The sequence below is a fragment of the Lacrimispora sp. genome (genome assembly GCF_032078915.1).
Lineage (GTDB): Bacteria > Bacillota > Clostridia > Lachnospirales > Lachnospiraceae > Lacrimispora.
Map to the genome: position 1 here is coordinate 1 of NZ_DAMAUN010000114.1, position 15972 is coordinate 15972.

Annotated in this window: 15 protein-coding genes, 1 tRNA gene and 1 pseudogene; 1 reads left to right on the forward strand and 16 read right to left on the reverse strand. The window is 44.8% G+C overall.

Features of this window, described 5'->3' with window-relative positions; translation table 11 throughout:
• The 5 genes from RT269_RS26865 to uvrB form a co-directional block, all read right to left on the reverse strand.
• A partial coding sequence (locus RT269_RS26865) for a threonine/serine exporter family protein (protein WP_313187307.1) occupies positions 1-365 on the reverse strand: 365 nt, incomplete at its 3' end.
• Complete coding sequence (locus tag RT269_RS26870) at positions 359-1135, reverse strand: threonine/serine exporter family protein (RefSeq protein ID WP_313187309.1); 777 nt, start codon at positions 1133-1135, stop codon at positions 359-361. The genes RT269_RS26865 and RT269_RS26870, both read right to left, overlap by 7 nt.
• Before the next feature lie 24 nt (positions 1136-1159).
• Positions 1160-3157, reverse strand: a complete 1998-nt coding sequence (gene feoB / locus RT269_RS26875) for a ferrous iron transport protein B (protein ID WP_313187311.1) — start codon at positions 3155-3157, stop codon at positions 1160-1162.
• On the reverse strand, positions 3150-3383 hold the full coding sequence (locus tag RT269_RS26880; protein WP_025231470.1) for a FeoA family protein: 234 nt from the start codon (positions 3381-3383) through the stop codon (positions 3150-3152). Before RT269_RS26880 ends, feoB begins: the two co-directional genes overlap by 8 nt.
• 137 nt (positions 3384-3520) lie before the next feature.
• The gene (uvrB, locus tag RT269_RS26885; RefSeq protein ID WP_313187312.1) at positions 3521-5506 is read right to left on the reverse strand and encodes an excinuclease ABC subunit UvrB; all 1986 of its coding nucleotides are present in this window, start codon (positions 5504-5506) and stop codon (positions 3521-3523) included.
• 158 nt (positions 5507-5664) lie between these two features.
• Between uvrB and RT269_RS26890 the strand changes: the two genes are divergently transcribed.
• The gene (locus RT269_RS26890; protein ID WP_313187314.1) at positions 5665-6687 is read left to right on the forward strand and encodes a threonine aldolase family protein; all 1023 of its coding nucleotides are present in this window, start codon (positions 5665-5667) and stop codon (positions 6685-6687) included.
• Between the two features lie 112 nt (positions 6688-6799).
• On the opposite strand, the gene RT269_RS26895 is transcribed toward RT269_RS26890, so the two are convergent.
• The 11 genes and pseudogenes from RT269_RS26895 to RT269_RS26940 form a co-directional block, all read right to left on the reverse strand.
• A complete protein-coding gene (locus RT269_RS26895) occupies positions 6800-8104 on the reverse strand; it encodes a S41 family peptidase (protein WP_313187316.1) in 1305 nt (434 codons plus the stop codon).
• Positions 8105-8152: 48 nt separating this feature from the next.
• On the reverse strand, positions 8153-8371 hold the full coding sequence (locus tag RT269_RS30475) for a M23 family metallopeptidase (RefSeq protein ID WP_442913840.1): 219 nt from the start codon (positions 8369-8371) through the stop codon (positions 8153-8155).
• Between the two features lie 262 nt (positions 8372-8633).
• Positions 8634-9542 carry a permease-like cell division protein FtsX gene (gene ftsX / locus RT269_RS26900; protein ID WP_313187317.1) on the reverse strand — a complete coding sequence of 303 codons (909 nt, stop codon included), beginning with the start codon at positions 9540-9542 and terminating at the stop codon, positions 8634-8636.
• Positions 9532-10218 carry a cell division ATP-binding protein FtsE gene (gene ftsE / locus RT269_RS26905; protein ID WP_038281111.1) on the reverse strand — a complete coding sequence of 229 codons (687 nt, stop codon included), beginning with the start codon at positions 10216-10218 and terminating at the stop codon, positions 9532-9534. Before ftsE ends, ftsX begins: the two co-directional genes overlap by 11 nt.
• 221 nt (positions 10219-10439) lie before the next feature.
• Positions 10440-11528: a PucR family transcriptional regulator gene (locus RT269_RS26910; protein ID WP_025231463.1), complete on the reverse strand. Its 1089-nt coding sequence runs from the start codon at positions 11526-11528 to the stop codon at positions 10440-10442.
• Positions 11529-11631: 103 nt separating this feature from the next.
• Entirely contained in the window at positions 11632-12744 is a 1113-nt protein-coding gene (locus RT269_RS26915) for an ABC transporter ATP-binding protein (RefSeq protein ID WP_313187319.1), read from the reverse strand.
• A gap of 320 nt (positions 12745-13064) precedes the next feature.
• On the reverse strand, positions 13065-13649 hold the full coding sequence (locus RT269_RS26920) for a class I SAM-dependent methyltransferase (protein WP_054791550.1): 585 nt from the start codon (positions 13647-13649) through the stop codon (positions 13065-13067).
• Positions 13650-13677: 28 nt separating this feature from the next.
• Positions 13678-14517, reverse strand: a complete 840-nt coding sequence (locus RT269_RS26925; RefSeq protein ID WP_313187321.1) for a CvfB family protein — start codon at positions 14515-14517, stop codon at positions 13678-13680.
• Position 14518: 1 nt separating this feature from the next.
• Positions 14519-15244, reverse strand: coding sequence for an acyl-[acyl-carrier-protein] thioesterase (locus RT269_RS26930; protein WP_313187323.1), 726 nt, complete (start codon positions 15242-15244; stop codon positions 14519-14521).
• Positions 15245-15423: 179 nt separating this feature from the next.
• Positions 15424-15496, reverse strand: a tRNA-Gln gene (locus RT269_RS26935).
• Between the two features lie 136 nt (positions 15497-15632).
• Positions 15633-15972 (reverse strand): annotated as a pseudogene (locus tag RT269_RS26940) (glycoside hydrolase family 2 protein); the annotation flags it as partial.

The window sequence follows — 15972 nt, forward strand, 5'->3', positions numbered from 1 at the left end:
ATGGCGTCCGAAACCTGCAGCGTTTCCACCAGATAATGACTGGAAAGCTCCGGGTTGTTTGCGATCACATAGTATACGCTCCGGTATATGGACGCTCCCGGAACCGACGGCAGGATGCCTGCCACCAGGAACACCGTGACCGGAGCTTTAAAAATCCGCGCAAAAATGTGGCTGGATAAAGCCACCAGCAGACTGGATAAAAAAGCCGCAGCTATGACAGAACCGGATGAGGCTTGCACCAAAAGATAGACAAGCCAGCTGGCTGCGCCAATTCCTCCCGCCAGAACCACATGCTTTTTGGGAAGCTCCAATATTAATGAAAAGCTGATCACTGCCAGGAAGGCCCCTATCGTCTGTACTACCATGATAACCCTCCTGTCATCCACTGAAATAAGCCCATGCCTGCTCCCACCCCTGCAGCTACTGCAAGAGCGATCACTACCGCCTCCATGATCCTTGCCGTTCCCGAAGCATAGTCGCCATTTAAGGTATCCCGGATCGCCGTAGTGAATATAACACCGGGAACCAGAGGCATGATTGCTCCGATAATGATGATGTCACTTTTGATTCCGGGCATAAGCCACTGTCCCATAAAAAGGGTGGTGATTGCAATTAAGAATGCGCAAAACCCATTGGCACAGAAATCATTGAGCCTGATCCTTGCGGAAACCTCCATGGCTACTGCTAAGGATATTCCGGTCACAGCCGCCGCAAGGCAGTCTCTTGCCCCTCCGCCTAAAAGCAGAGTAAAAAATACTGCCACGCCTATGGCTCCAATATCCTTTAGCCTCCTGCCGTACTGAACCGAATCCCGTATCTCCTTCAGTCTGCCATAAGCTTCCTCCACCGTCATACGGTCCTCACACAGCATTCTGGAGACATCATTGACCTGGTAAACTCTGTTTAAGTTGGTGGATCTTACCGTAACCCTTCTTGCTATCGTTATTGCTTCAATAGCGGGGTCATTAAGGGACGCAAAAATCCCTGTTGAAAAAACAATGGCTTCTGCAGTATTCCTGCCGGCCTTTCGTAAAATGTGGTCAATGGTATTCTCCACCCGGTAAATTTCCGCACCGCTTACCAGCATAATCTCACCTGCCAGAACCGCAGTTTCCACAAGCAGCTTATCATTCATAGGCTTATTCCTCTGTTATTAAGTTTAAAAAATAAGACTTCCAATCTGAAATACCAGTACAGAAGCGGCCCAAGCCACCGCCAACTGGAAAAACACCATGCCAAGGGTCCATCTCATAGAACCCGTTTCCTTTTTGATCGTTGCCACAGCTGCAATACAAGGAGAATACAAGAGGCAGAAAATCATCAAGGCATAAGCATTCACGCCGCCAAAACCAAAACCTCCAAGAATTCCAGACAGTTCTCCCATTCCCGCAGCGGAATTTATATTGTTGATCCCAAAAAGGACCGAAAAGCTTGAAACCACCACTTCCTTTGCAGAAAGTCCGGAAATAAGGGCTACTGCTATCCTCCAGTCTCCAAGGCCTGCAGGGCGGAGAACAGGAACTAACACTCGTCCGATGGCGGCTGCAAAGCTCTTTGAAACTTCTGTCACAAATCCTGACGGGCCGCTGTTTAATACAAACCATAGCACAATGGTCGCAAGGAAAATGGTAGTTCCCGCCTTGCCTAAATAATCCCTGACTTTGTCCCATACATAAATCGCTACCGTTCTGCCGTTTGGTGTCTTATACTCGGGAAGCTCAATAAGCAGGGTATCCTCTTCCTCAGCCTTAGTCATCCGGTGTGTCACATAAGCGATCGCAATAGCAACCATGAGTCCGATAAGATACAGGGAATACGCTGCCATCAAGGCATGTTTCGGGAAAAACATCTGGGAAAACAGTACGTAAATAGGGAGCCTGGCAGAGCAGGACATAAAGGGCGTAATTAAAATAGTCCTCTTCCTGTCCTTTTCACTGGGAAGTGACCTGGCTGCCATAACTGCCGGAACGGTACAGCCAAACCCCAAAAGCATGGGAAGAAAGGCCTTTCCGGAAAGTCCTACCCGCCCCATGATCTCATTCATGACATAGGCAACCCTGGCCATATATCCGCTGTCTTCCAGAAAAGCCAGCGCAAGGAACAAAATAAAGATATTGGGCAGAAACGTCAGAATTCCTCCTACTCCGGCTATAATTCCATCTACTACCAGAGAAGTGATCCAGGCAGAGGCATAAATGCTTACCATAAACTGCTGCATATAGGTGGAAAGCAGGCTTAATGCGATTTCAAAATACCCCTTTAAAAAATCTCCCACAGTAAAAGTCAAAAAGAACACCAGTGCCATAATACCCAGGAAAATCGGCAGCCCCAAAATGGGATGGGTCAAATATTCGTCGATTTTATCCGTAAACGCGGCTTTTTGCTCCTTGTTCACCAGGCATTCGTGGATGATGCTTTCTATATAATCGTATTTCTGGTTGATGATTTCCTTCTCATAATTATGGTCAATGATATTGCTTAAATCCAGGGGATGATCATTCCAGACTTCCTCATCGTATTCCAGGAACTTAATGGCATGCCATCTTAGGTTATCCATCTTCCCATAATGGGCACTTAACACAGTTTCTATTTTGGAAATTTTATTCTCAATGATAGGGGTATAATTTACGACCACACCTTGAGGACCTTCTTCATAATGATGAACCACCGCATGAAGCAAGACATCAAGCCCGGTCCGTTTTCTTGCAGATACCGGTACCACTGGAATGGATCCCAGCATCTCAGGAAGACGATGCAAATCAATTTCCATTCCCCTGTCCTCAACAATGTCCATCATGTTAAGGGCTAAAATAACCGGCTTTTTAAGTTCCAGAAGCTGAAGGGTCAAATACAGATTTCGTTCCAGAGATGAGGCGTCAACCACGTTGATGATCACGTCTACCTCTCCGCTTTCCAGACATTTCCTTGTCACTATTTCTTCCAGGGTATAGCAGGTGAGACTGTAGATCCCAGGCGTGTCAATGACCCGGATAGGGCGTCCCTTGTAGTTCGTCTCCCCTTCCACTCTCTCCACAGTAACACCTGGCCAGTTGGCCACCTTGAGCTTTGCTCCGGTAAATGCATTGAATAAGGTTGTTTTCCCACAGTTAGGATTTCCCACAAACCCGACTCGAATCGTTCTGTTTTCCTTATTCATTGTTCGCAGCCTCCCTGATTTCAATTCCTTCCGATATCCTTTTTCCAAGAGCAAGGCGGGTACCCCTGACCTTGATAATCACAGTACCGCTTCCCTTTTTATTCATCAGGGTAACAGGCGTCAGCTCATTAACTCCAAGAGCCTCCAACCGCCTGGTGATGGCATCCTTTACCATCACGCTGTAAACGATGTAGGTTTTTCCGATTTCTCCTTCATGCAGCTTCATAATGATCTCCTCTGGATGCAGCCACTTTAGGCCGATGGCGTTCTAAGACTCCTGTCTTAGATGCATCCATTGAGATTTTACTCTTATTGAGAATCATTGTCAATACCAATCACCTGTTCCAGCAACATTTTTATTCTTTATTCTTCCATCTCCTGAAGCATCTTTTTTACCTGGACCATCCGGTCACGCAGCTTTGCCGCCTCCTCAAAGTTAAGCTCTGCTGCCGCCTGGTGCATCTTCTTTGTAAGCTCCTTGGCAAGCTTTTCCAGTTCCTTGACATCCATGGATTCCGGATCCTTCTTAAAGTCCTTCTCAGCCTCAATGGCTGCCTTTGAGATGGCAATGAGGTCGCGAACCGACTTTTTGATGGTAGTTGGAGTAATTCCATGCTCTTCATTATAGCGCTGCTGAATGGCTCTCCTTCGATTGGTCTCCTCAATCGCCACACGCATGGAATCCGTCACCTTATCTGCGTACATGATTACATGGCCATCGGAGTTTCTGGCTGCCCTTCCAACCGTCTGGATCAGGGATGTTTCCGAGCGGAGAAACCCTTCCTTATCCGCATCCAGAATAGCCACCAGGGTGATCTCCGGAATATCAAGGCCCTCACGCAGCAGGTTGATTCCCACCAGCACATCAAACACATCCAGACGCATATCCCGGATAATTTCGGAACGCTCCAGGGTATCGATGTCGGAGTGTAGATATTTTATCCGGATTCCCACATCTCGCATATAATCGGTCAGATCCTCGGCCATACGCTTGGTCAGGGTGGTGATCAGCACTTTGTTCTTCTTTGCTACTTCCTTATTTACCTCGGAAACCAGGTCATCAATCTGCCCTTCTACCGGCCTGACATCGATTTCAGGGTCGAGAAGTCCAGTCGGCCGGATGATCTGCTCCACTCTTAAAAGCTCATGCTCTGCCTCATAAACGGAAGGTGTGGCGGAAACGAACATCATCTGATTGATCTTGGATTCAAATTCCTCAAAATTCAAGGGCCTGTTATCAAGGGCTGACGGAAGGCGGAAGCCGAAATTCACAAGTGTTGACTTTCTGGAACGGTCTCCTGCAAACATGCCCCGTACCTGAGGCAGGGTGATGTGGGATTCATCTACCATGATCAGAAAATCCTCCGGAAAATAATCGATCAGAGTAAAGGGCGGCTCTCCCGGATTGCTGCCGACCAAATGCCTGGAATAGTTTTCGATTCCGGAACAAAAACCCGTTTCCTTCATCATCTCCACATCAAAATTCGTCCGTTCCGAGATCCTCTGTGCCTCTATCAGCTTGTCCTCACTCTTAAAATAAGCCACCTGCTCCTTTAGTTCGTCCAGGATGGTCTGAGCGGCATGTTCCATTTTGTCCCTGGACACAACGTAATGGGAAGCCGGAAATATGGCTACATGCCCCAGATCCGCCCGGATCTCTCCTGTCAGGGTATCTATCTCTGTAATGCGTTCCACTTCATCTCCAAAAAACTCGATCCGGTATGCCTCACTGCCGGAATATGCAGGGAATATCTCCACCACATCTCCTCTTACCCGGAAGGTCCCACGCCGGAAATCCATATCATTCCGGTCATACTGGATATCGATCAGCTTATGGACCACTTCATCCCGGTCCTTTATCATACCAGGCCTTAAGGAAATAACCATTTCCTTATAATCAATGGGGCTTCCCAAGCCGTAAATGCAAGAAACCGAGGCTACGATGATCACATCTTTACGCTCCGAAAGAGCAGCCGTGGCCGAATGCCGCAGCTTATCGATCTCATCATTAATCGCCGAATCCTTCTCAATATAGGTATCCGTAGAAGGCACGTAAGCCTCCGGCTGGTAATAATCGTAGTAGGAAACAAAATACTCTACCGCATTATCAGGAAAAAATTCCTTGAACTCGCCGTAAAGCTGGGCTGCAAGCGTCTTATTATGAGCAATGATGAGAGTGGGCCTTTGCAGCTCCTGGATTACATTTGCCATGGTAAACGTCTTTCCAGAGCCGGTAACTCCCAATAAAGTCTGGAATTGATTGCCCTCTTTAAATCCCTTCACAAGCTGGTCAATGGCCTCAGGCTGGTCACCGGTAGGAGCATATTCTGAATGTAACATAAAATCCATGATTATTTCACCTCCAACAATGTCTATCACTGCCAATTATAACATATGGTCGTAAAAAAGTATAGCAAAACAGGGAACATCTGTTCTTTTGGTATTGTAATTCTCTTTCTTTTAGTATATCATACATCCTATACTATGAAACAGCAGGAGGACTATTTATGTACAGTTTTAATAATGACTATAGCGAAGGTGCCCATCCAAAAATTTTAGAAGCTATGATCAATGCCAACTTAATCCAAAAAACCGGATATGGACTGGATGACAACTGCAGCAGTGCCCGCGCCCTCATCAGACAGGAAATTGGCAGAGAAGATGCAGATGTCCATTTTATTGTAGGCGGCACCCAAACCAATCTGATCACCATCGGTACAGCCCTGCGCCCCTGGCAGGCAGTCATCTCCACGGATAAAGGTCATATAAACGTTCATGAAACTGGAGCCATCGAGGCCACCGGGCATAAGGTCATAGCCATGCCAAGCAACGACGGAAAGCTGACTCCTGCCCATATCCAGAAAGCTCTGGACCTTCACACCGACGAACACATGGTACAGCCGAAAATGGTCTATATCTCCAACTCAACGGAGATCGGTACCCAATACAGCAAAGCAGAGCTGGAAGCTCTTCACCATATCTGCCGCCAGAAGGGACTGTACCTGTTTTTAGACGGAGCACGCCTTGGGGCGGCGCTTACAAGTTCTGTGAACGATTTAACATTGCAGGATATTGCAAGGCTTACCGATGTATTTTATATTGGCGGAACAAAAGGAGGCGCGTTGTTTGGAGAAGCCCTGGTGATCTGCCATCAGGATTTAATGCCGGACTTCCGGTTTATGGTAAAGCAGCGGGGAGCCATGCTGGCAAAGGGCTGGCTCTTAGGGATCCAGTTTGAAGAGCTGTTTTCGGACAACCTCTTCTACGATTTGGCCTCTCACTCAAATGAGATGGCAGCCATCCTGAGAAAAGGAATTGAAGCATGCGGATATTCCTTTTACTCCGATTCCATGACAAACCAGCTATTCCCCATCTTTCCTGATAAGGTGATCGCAAAGCTGGAAAAAGACTTCCTCTTTTCTGTTCAGGAGCGGATTGATGACAGCCATACCTCCATCCGGCTGGTTACCTCCTGGGCGACCAGCGAAGAAGCATGCCGCCGGTTTGTCAGTCTTCTGGAAACATGCTGATGAAAGAAACTTAAAGCCCACGAAATAAATATATAAAAGAAAAAGCCCTATATAGCCAGCAGTTAAATCTGCCGGCCATAGAAGGCTTTTTCTTTTACGAACTAATTAAAATCTAATATTTTTCTTTCAATACTTTTATAGCTTCCGCAAGCTGGTTGTCTTCGCTATGCTCTATTTTGATCTTTGTTTTCAAATCTTCTTTTAAATCAACCGTTACATCCGGCTCCAAACCTTTTCCATGGAGGTCAAAGCCGCTTGGCGTATAGTAATGGGCCACAGTCATCTTAATAGCCGTCCCATGGTCAAGAGGAAACAATGTCTGGACGATTCCTTTTCCAAAGGTTTTTGTTCCCACCAGTTCCGCCCTTCCGTAAGCCTTAAGCGCTCCGGAAAATACTTCGGAGGCACTGGCGGACTGACCGTTGACTAAAACTGCCATGGGGATATCTACCTTATGGCCGTCAGAGGCGTAATACTGCTCTCCTTCTCCATTCTTATCTGCCATATAGACCAGAAGCGTTTTATTCTTCTTGGTTTTTACAAGGTCAGGATTTTCTATTGCCAGATCGTCCGGAAGAATGTAATCCAGCATGGAAACCACCGCATCCACAACTCCTCCAGGATTGTTTCTCAAATCCACGATCATCTTTTCCATACCCTGTTTTTCCAGATCATCAATGGCGCTCTTAAACTGACCTGCTGTAACCGTATCAAACTGACTCACCGATATATATCCGATATTGTCTGCCAGCATTTCATGCTCTACGGTAGGAACTGTGATCTGACGGCGCTCCATTGTCATATCAATGTAGGCCCCCGTATCCGGACGAAGAACGGTGACGATTACCGACGTTCCTTCCGCCCCTTTGATATGATCCTTTACCACCAGCTCCAGATCCATACCGGTCATTTCCTCATCGCCCACCTTGTAGATCAAGTCGCCGGGCAGCATTCCTGCCTCAGCTCCAGGTGTTCCTTCAAAGACCTTGGTCACCGTAATGATTCCAGTTGCAGCACTCTGGCTGACCATGACTCCGATTCCGCAATATTCTCCAGCCGTATCCTCTACTAGCTTCTCATACTCGTCTGCGGTATAGTAGACTGTATAAGGATCCTCAAGTCCATACAGCATTCCCTTGTATATCCAGTCTTCCACATTTTTCGTATCTTCATCAAAGAGATAATACTTATCGATCACGCTCTGAATCGTCTGAATCTTGGCTACGATCCGGTTCATATCCAGGTTGCCTTCCTGGTTTTCTGCCTGAGCGGATTCGGCTGTCTGACCCTTTCCGTCAATTGCAGCCCTGCCGATCAGAAAGATTCCCAAAGACATCCCCACAATAACAAGACCTGCCAATGTGGTCAGGAGCGCTCCTACTAGGGCGCCTTTCCAAAATTTATTCTTACTTTCCACTGTTATTCTCCTATCTAGCTCTTTATGGGCTTGCGCATTTCACCGGATTTACATAGAAGCTGTCTGCCTGATCTCAAAATGGAGATAAGGTCCTGTGGAATATCCAGTATAACCCACATTTGCAATTACCTGCCCCTGCCATACTTCCCGCTTAACCAAAAACCGTGAACGGTGATATAAACGGCATAAACTTCTCCGCCAAAAGAGATTGTGATATATGCCGGCAGAATAACTGTATGTAGATGTGGCCGCTTCCGGCGTTAATATCCGAAATGTTCCGGCTTAACGCGGGCAGGGCCATATAAATTTAATATTCCCCATACCAACCGTATTATACGTTTCTCCGGCCTGCTTCACTGCAGCAATGGCCTTTTCGGCTTAGAAACGCTCTCTGATGGGCCCCAATCTGTTTTCCGTAACTGGAAAGCTGAGAATTTTTTCTTTGACCGGATATCATTCTCCGGCATTTTTCTATCATATGCAGCAATGCTGCCAATATATTCCAAGTTCAAAAGCTGGCGTTCTGCCCTTATACTTTTAAATGCTTCCGGATGGTAAAGAAGCTTACAAAAAAACCGATTCCAACGCCAAGTGCCAACGCCGTTGCCGCCATATAAGGGAATATGGCTTCCACCGGAAGGAACTGAAACAGCCCTGATAAGATGCTGAACTTTGTGACCACGTATTCAACCGTGGACCGGTAAAGGAAATAAATCGATATCAGAGGAATGCAGGCACCAACCAGTCCGATGATAATTCCTTCTACCACAAAGGGCGCCCGTATCATATAATTGGTGGCACCAATTAATTTCATGATCTGGTTTTCATTCTTCCGGAAGGCCGCTGCCACTGATATGGTATTGCTGATCAGGAATATAGCTACTGCCAGCAAAACACCGATGATCAGCATGGAAAGAACTCCGATCACCTTGTTTAAGCTATTCATTCCTTCTGCTGCGGTCTTGGAATAATTAACCTTCCTGACACCTTCAATGCTCTTTAACCAGTCAACAATCTGATCCTGATCCACCAGGTCTTTTAAAAATATGGTATAAGAAGCTGAATTAGCCAGCGGGTTGTCCTCCTCAAATCCTTCCGCAAGATCCTGCATATCGCCGAAGTATTCCTGCTTCGCTTCCGCCCATGCATCCTCCGCCGATGTGAATGTCACTTCCTTCACTTCTTCTCTGGCTTTGATCTTATTGCCGATTTCCTTGATCTTATTCGAATCCAGCCCATCTTCAAAAAACACCGTGATTCCCACCGTGCTTTCCGTATTCTTAATCACATATTGTACGTTAATAACAATGGAAAAAAACAGGCAAAACAAAAAAATGCAGGCGGAAACCGTTGCAATGGATGCCAGGGAAAACAAAATGTTCCTGCATATATTATTTACACCTTGTTTCAGGCAATACCAAAATGTACTAATTCTCATATGTATAACCGCCTTTTTTCTCGTCGCTTATGATGGTTCCACGGTCCATCACAATCACCCGTTTTTTCATTCGGTCTACAATTTCCTGGCTATGGGTGACAACGATTACCGTTGTTCCCAGCTTATTAACCTCATTTAATAGCTTCATGATCTCCATGGAGTTGTGTCCATCCAGATTTCCCGTAGGCTCGTCTGCCAACAGGATTTCAGGACGGTTAATTAACGCCCTGGCAATGGCGACGCGCTGCTGCTCACCTCCGGATAACTGCTGAGGAAAAAACTTGTATTTTGAAGAAAGTCCCACCATCTTTAACATGGCGGGAACCGACTCTCTTATGCTTCTTGTGGATGCACCGATCACCCGCTGCGCAAAGGCTACATTTTCGTAGACATTCCGATCCTTTAACAGACGGAAATCCTGGAAAACCATGCCAAGCTTCCGCCGGTATTTGGGAATGAAGCCTCTTGGCATCTTGCTTAGATTCATATCATTCACAACTATTTTACCGGAGGTAGGTTCCACTTCTTTTAACAGCATTTTTAAAAGTGTGGATTTGCCTGAACCGCTGCGGCCAATGATAAAAACGAATTCCCCGTCCTCAATGGTCATGCTGACATTACGCAGCGCCTTATTTCCGGCCTCATATGTTTTGCTTACATTCCATAGTTCAATCATTTCAGTCCTCTAATTTTTGTGCTTTGATTACTTTTGCTTTTGGGGAATAGGGAAAAGGACTTGATATTGCGCCCTCGTTCCCGTAGTGAAACCTCGATTGCGTTTCGCTCCATCTCGGTTTTCGGGCTTCGCCCTATAAAAAGAGGCAGCCATACAACTGCTTTTGTGCAAGCACAACGCAGCTGCATAGCTGCCTCTTTTCGCACTGCTCATAGCCAGCGTTAATAGTCCTGATTCTCCATATATTTCATGTATTTTACTACCATCAGGGCAATCTTAAATGTGATGGCATCTTCAAATACACGCAGATCCAGGCCGGTACTCTTTTGAAGCTTGTCTAAACGGTAAACAAGGGTATTTCTGTGAATATAAAGCTGTCTGGATGTCTCGGACACATTAAGGCTGTTCTCAAAAAACTTATTAATTGTTGTCAGTGTCTCATCATCAAAATCATCCGGTGACTTTCCGTCGAAAATTTCTTTGATAAACATGCGGCATAAAGGCAGCGGAAGCTGATAAATCAGACGTCCGATTCCCAGTTTACTATAGGCAACCACATTTTTATTGCTGTAGAAAATCTTGCCAACATCCATGGCCATCTTGGCTTCCTTATAAGATCTGGAAACCTCTTTGATCTCGCTTACGATCGTACCAAATGCAATATGGACCTGAGTCATTGCCTCGGTATTGAGCATGTCCAAAACAGTATTGGCTGTCTTTTCCAGATCCTCGTAAGTTTCGCCTTCTTTTACTTCCTTAACAAGAATGATATTCTTCTCATCAACGGCAGTAACAAAATCTTTGGTCTTTGCAGCAAATAAGTTGCGAACTGTCTCCAGTGCGTTCACATCTTTTTCATGCTGTGTTTCAATAATGAATACAACTCTCTTGATGTTTGTTTCAATATGAAGCTTCTTTGCCCTGTTGTAGATATCCACCAACAGCAGATTGTCAAGCAATAAGTTCTTAATAAAATTATCCTTGTCAAATCTTTCTTTATACGCAACAAGCAGGCTCTGAATCTGGAAAGCGGCCAGCTTGCCGACCATATAAACATCGTCACTTCCACCCTTTGCGAGAAGAATGTATTCTAACTGGTGCTCATCTAGCACTTTAAAAAACTGATATCCCTGGATTACCTGGCTGTCGGCCGGAGAATCCACGAACGCCAGGATTGAACTTTCATAATCTTCCGCATCAGGAAATGTGGTTGCCAGTACCTTTCCTTCTGTATCACAAATACACAGATCAATTCTCGTAATCCCTTTTAATCCTTCAATGGTTGTTTGAAGTATTTGATTCGAAATCATGGCATATTCTCCTTTTTCGTAAATTTACCTTATTATATATTAAAGCAAAAAGAAAAAAAAAGCAAGCGGGTAGAATAACCGCTTGCTTAAATTTTCATAAATTTTAGTTTAAAACTACGATTTCTGTGTCTTTATCGAATACATGGATCTTTGTTAAGTCAAGAGCAAGCTTAATTGTATCCCCTGGTCTTGCAGTTGTACGAGGATTTACTCTTGCAGTAAAGTTCACATCTTCCACATCAAAGTATAAGTAAACTTCAGCACCTAACAATTCATAAACTCTGATGGTAGCGTCAATGACACTTTCCGGAGAAGAGGTAAGGAAAACTTCCTCATCATGTAAATCTTCCGGACGAATGCCTAAGGCTACAGTCTTTCCGATATAACCGGCATCCTCTAATTTTTTCGCTTTTCCTTCTGGAAGAGCGATTGTATTTCCGCCAAATGTTAAAGTAACGTCGCTTCCTCTCTTAGCTACAGTAGCTTCGATTAAGTTCATCTGAGGAGCTCCGATAAATCCGGCAACGAATTTGTTACCTGGCTTATCGTATAAGTTCTGAGGAGAGTCAACCTGCTGGATAACGCCATCCTTCATTACTACGATTCTGGTACCAAGTGTCATAGCCTCTGTCTGGTCATGAGTTACGTAAATAATGGTTGCCTGAAGTCTCTGATGCAGCTTGGAAATCTCAATACGCATCTGGCCTCTCAGTTTCGCATCAAGGTTGGATAACGGCTCATCCATTAAGAATACCTTTGGATTACGTACGATAGCACGTCCCATGGCAACACGCTGTCTTTGTCCACCAGATAAAGCCTTTGGTTTACGGTCTAATAAATGCTCAAGATCAAGGATTCTTGCAGCTTCATGAACCAGCTTATCAATTTCATCCTTCGGAGTTTTTCTCAGTTTCAGGCCAAATGCCATATTATCGAATACTGTCATATGAGGATACAGAGCGTAGTTCTGGAATACCATTGCGATATCTCTGTCCTTTGGCTCTACATCATTCATTAACTTTCCATCAATGTAAAGTTCTCCAGAAGATATGTCTTCCAGGCCTGCAATCATACGAAGAGTTGTGGATTTACCGCATCCGGAAGGTCCTACGAAAATTACGAACTCCTTATCAGCAATATCCAGATTAAAGTCCTTAACTGCTTCAAATCCGTTAGGATATCTCTTGACGATGTTTTTCAGTGATAAACTAGCCATCTTACTAATCCTCCTAAAATAAAGTGATAATACTCTGATTTGAACCAACAGCTCTCATTGCTGCGGCCCTTGTTCTGAAACAATCATACATGAATTATTTTTCTTTTACCATATTGTTATTTACCAAAATACATTTCTGGCTTTTGGCTAATTTGTATAACGGGTTTTAAAAATGATTGAAACGTCAAAATATCAAGAGAAACGCTCTAATATTTCTGTTTATATTCGATAGCCAGAGTGTATTTTCGTCCTGTTTTAGTCAGAAATCACAAGACGGTGCCAATAATTTTGGCACCGTCTTATAAACCTTATAAGTTGTTTTATTGCTTTCTCACAAGAACGTTCAGCCATTTTACGTCAGAATGACCAGAACGTACATCCTCTGTTTCCCAAAGCTTTACGATCTCAAACCGTCCATTATCTCTTAAGAGTTCAGTCATGGAATCTGCCGTAAGGTCGCAGAAATACCGTTTTCCTCTGAATCCCTCAAAGTCTCCCAGTTTAAAAGACATATAAAGGATTCCCTTATCATTTAAGGCCCTTGCTATCTTTGTAAGAATGTCAGAAAGTTCCTTCTTTGGAGTGTGAAGTAAGGATGCGCAGGCCCAGATTCCATCAAATACATTATCAAAATCTATTTGTTCAAATGTCATCTGAAGCACTTCCAGACCGGTATGGATTTCCGCCAGCTTACACATCTCTTCCGATGCATCAAGCGGTGTCACATCGTATCCCAGTTCATAGAAAGACAGGCTGTCCCTGCCTGATCCGCAGCCTAAGTCCAGAATCGTATCACCTTCTTTCAGAAGATCCAGAAATTCCTTCATAATTCCTGACATATCCTGGTTCACTGTTTCTTCAAATTCCTTTGCCGCATACTTATTATAATAGTCTATCGAGTCCAAAATAATCCTCCTGTTATCCTTTTACCCGTTATCTGATTCTCTCAATTTTATTTTCTGTTATCCTGATCTTTCCTTCTTTCAGGAGATGTCCGATTGCCCGCTTAAATGCATTCTTACTCATAGAAAATTCCCGCTTGATGATCTCCGGGTCCGCCTTATCAGTAAACGGCAGACTTCCGTCAAACTGTGTCTCTATGATCTCAAGAACCTTGCCGGAATCCGTATCCATCTGGATATAAGCCTTCTGTCTTGGACTTAGATCCAGCTTTCCGTCTTCTCTTACCTTCGTTACCCGAGCCGTTACTTCATCACCTTCCCGATAATTTTCAAAAACTTCCTTCCGGGGGATCAGACCGTAATACTTATGATCTACCGCTACAAAGGCTCCCAGGTTTTCGTTGATTTCATAAATAATTCCGGTCACCTGATCATCCTTCTTATAAGGGGACTGATTGCTCATATAGGTATATACCCTCATAGTAGCCGCCAGACGTTTGCTTTTATCAATGTAAAGGGCCACCAGTACCTTCTCTCCCTGCTTTACCTTATGGGTCTGCTCTTTAAAAGGAAGAAGCAGATCCTTTTCAAGCCCCATGTCAAGAAATGCACCGATTTTCCCAACTTCCTTCACCTGAAGCACAGCCGTTTCACCTTCCTGAAGCTTCGGTGCTGCTGTAGTGGCTATCAGCCGGTCTTCCGAATCCTTATAGATAAATACAGTGATCCTGTCTCCAGGCCCGGCTCCCTCCGGCACCTGTTTTTTAGGCAGAAGAACGGAAACCTCACTTCCTGCTTCTTCACCCACATAAACGCCGAACTCCTTGACCCTCTGTACGACCAGGGTCTGCATCTTTCCTAATTCAATCATGTTACATCCTCTCTGTTGTTCCCCGCAGCCAGATGACTGCGTAAGCTGCTCCCCGTTCATCACACAGGGAAACCGTATATCCTTCCTCTGTCCGGCTTATGCGGGGATAAACTACATCTCCAAAGACTGCCGCTTTTTTATATTCCACTCTCAGTTCGGTAACCTCCATTCCATCCGGAAGCACCTCTCTGGCAATCTCCACATATTGAGCGTTATTGACATGATGGTTCGTGTCAATATGATGCTTCCCAATGGTAACCGGCTCTGTGTCTTCATATTTCTCCGGCAATTGGATCTTACGGGAAGCATAATCCATAGAAAGCCGCTCTTCATTGCCGTTTCCATATCCCCGGAGGTCTTCCGGTTCAATTTTAACTGGACGCCCCTTTTCCGTATCAAACAAAAACCATACGGAATTAGCCCTTACAAGGTACTCTCCGGCCTGATCACATATGGTGAAATTCCGATATCCGTAAAATCCCTTAAAATCATAAGGCCAGGTACCTACCACAATCTCCTCTCCCAGCACGGGATAACGGTCCACCACGATCTGCCAGGAGGAAAGCCACCAGGCCTTATGACGGTCTGTTAAGTAAGAAATCCCTAGACCAATATCCTCAGACTGAAACGTAGAACAATCCTGGAGATAATTCATTATGCCTGTTAACGTCAGTCTTCCGCATTCATCTGTCTCACTGTAGCGGACCCTGCTGCCAAATGTATACATGACACACCTCTCATCAAAATTATATAACATTATAAAGCATTTTCATGCTCTTGTCCAGATAAACCAGAAAGAACCCTGCCCCGGTTTCCCGAGAATTTCTATCAAAAAGGAAAGCTTTAACAATAACTTAACAACTGGTAATACAAAAAACGGAACCTTATAGGGTTCCGTTTTTCAGACTGGGCTACAAGGATTCGAACCTTGAAAATGACGGAGTCAGAGTCCGTTGCCTTACCATTTGGCGATAGCCCATCAATACAACAAGAGGAATTATACAAGATTTTTCTTCATTAGTCAAGCTTTTTTTAACTGATTTTAAAAAACTTCATTACCACCCGGGTTCAATCATATCCTCCTTATCAGAGATTGTCCGGGCGGCAGAAGATTTCTATTCGTAAATTTTCTTTCCAAAGATCTTTTCCAGTCTTTCCAGTGGAAGCTTAGGCGTTCTGTCTTCCCTCAGCAGACCGTTTGTCTCCTGCATGACATCCGTAAGCTGCGTATAACAGAAACCAGAAAATTTTCTGCTTTTAATCAGGAAATCCGTAATTGGTTCCAGACGTTTTAAAAATTCCCCTTCGCTTCCCACCTTATTGTAATATCCCCAGCCTTTCTCTTCTGCAGAAAAAGCAATGCCGCCATACTCTGTCATCAGGATAGGCTGCCCCCGGTACGTCTGCCCATCCGCCAGAACAAAACGGCGTTCCGCATGGCTATTAAGGATATCT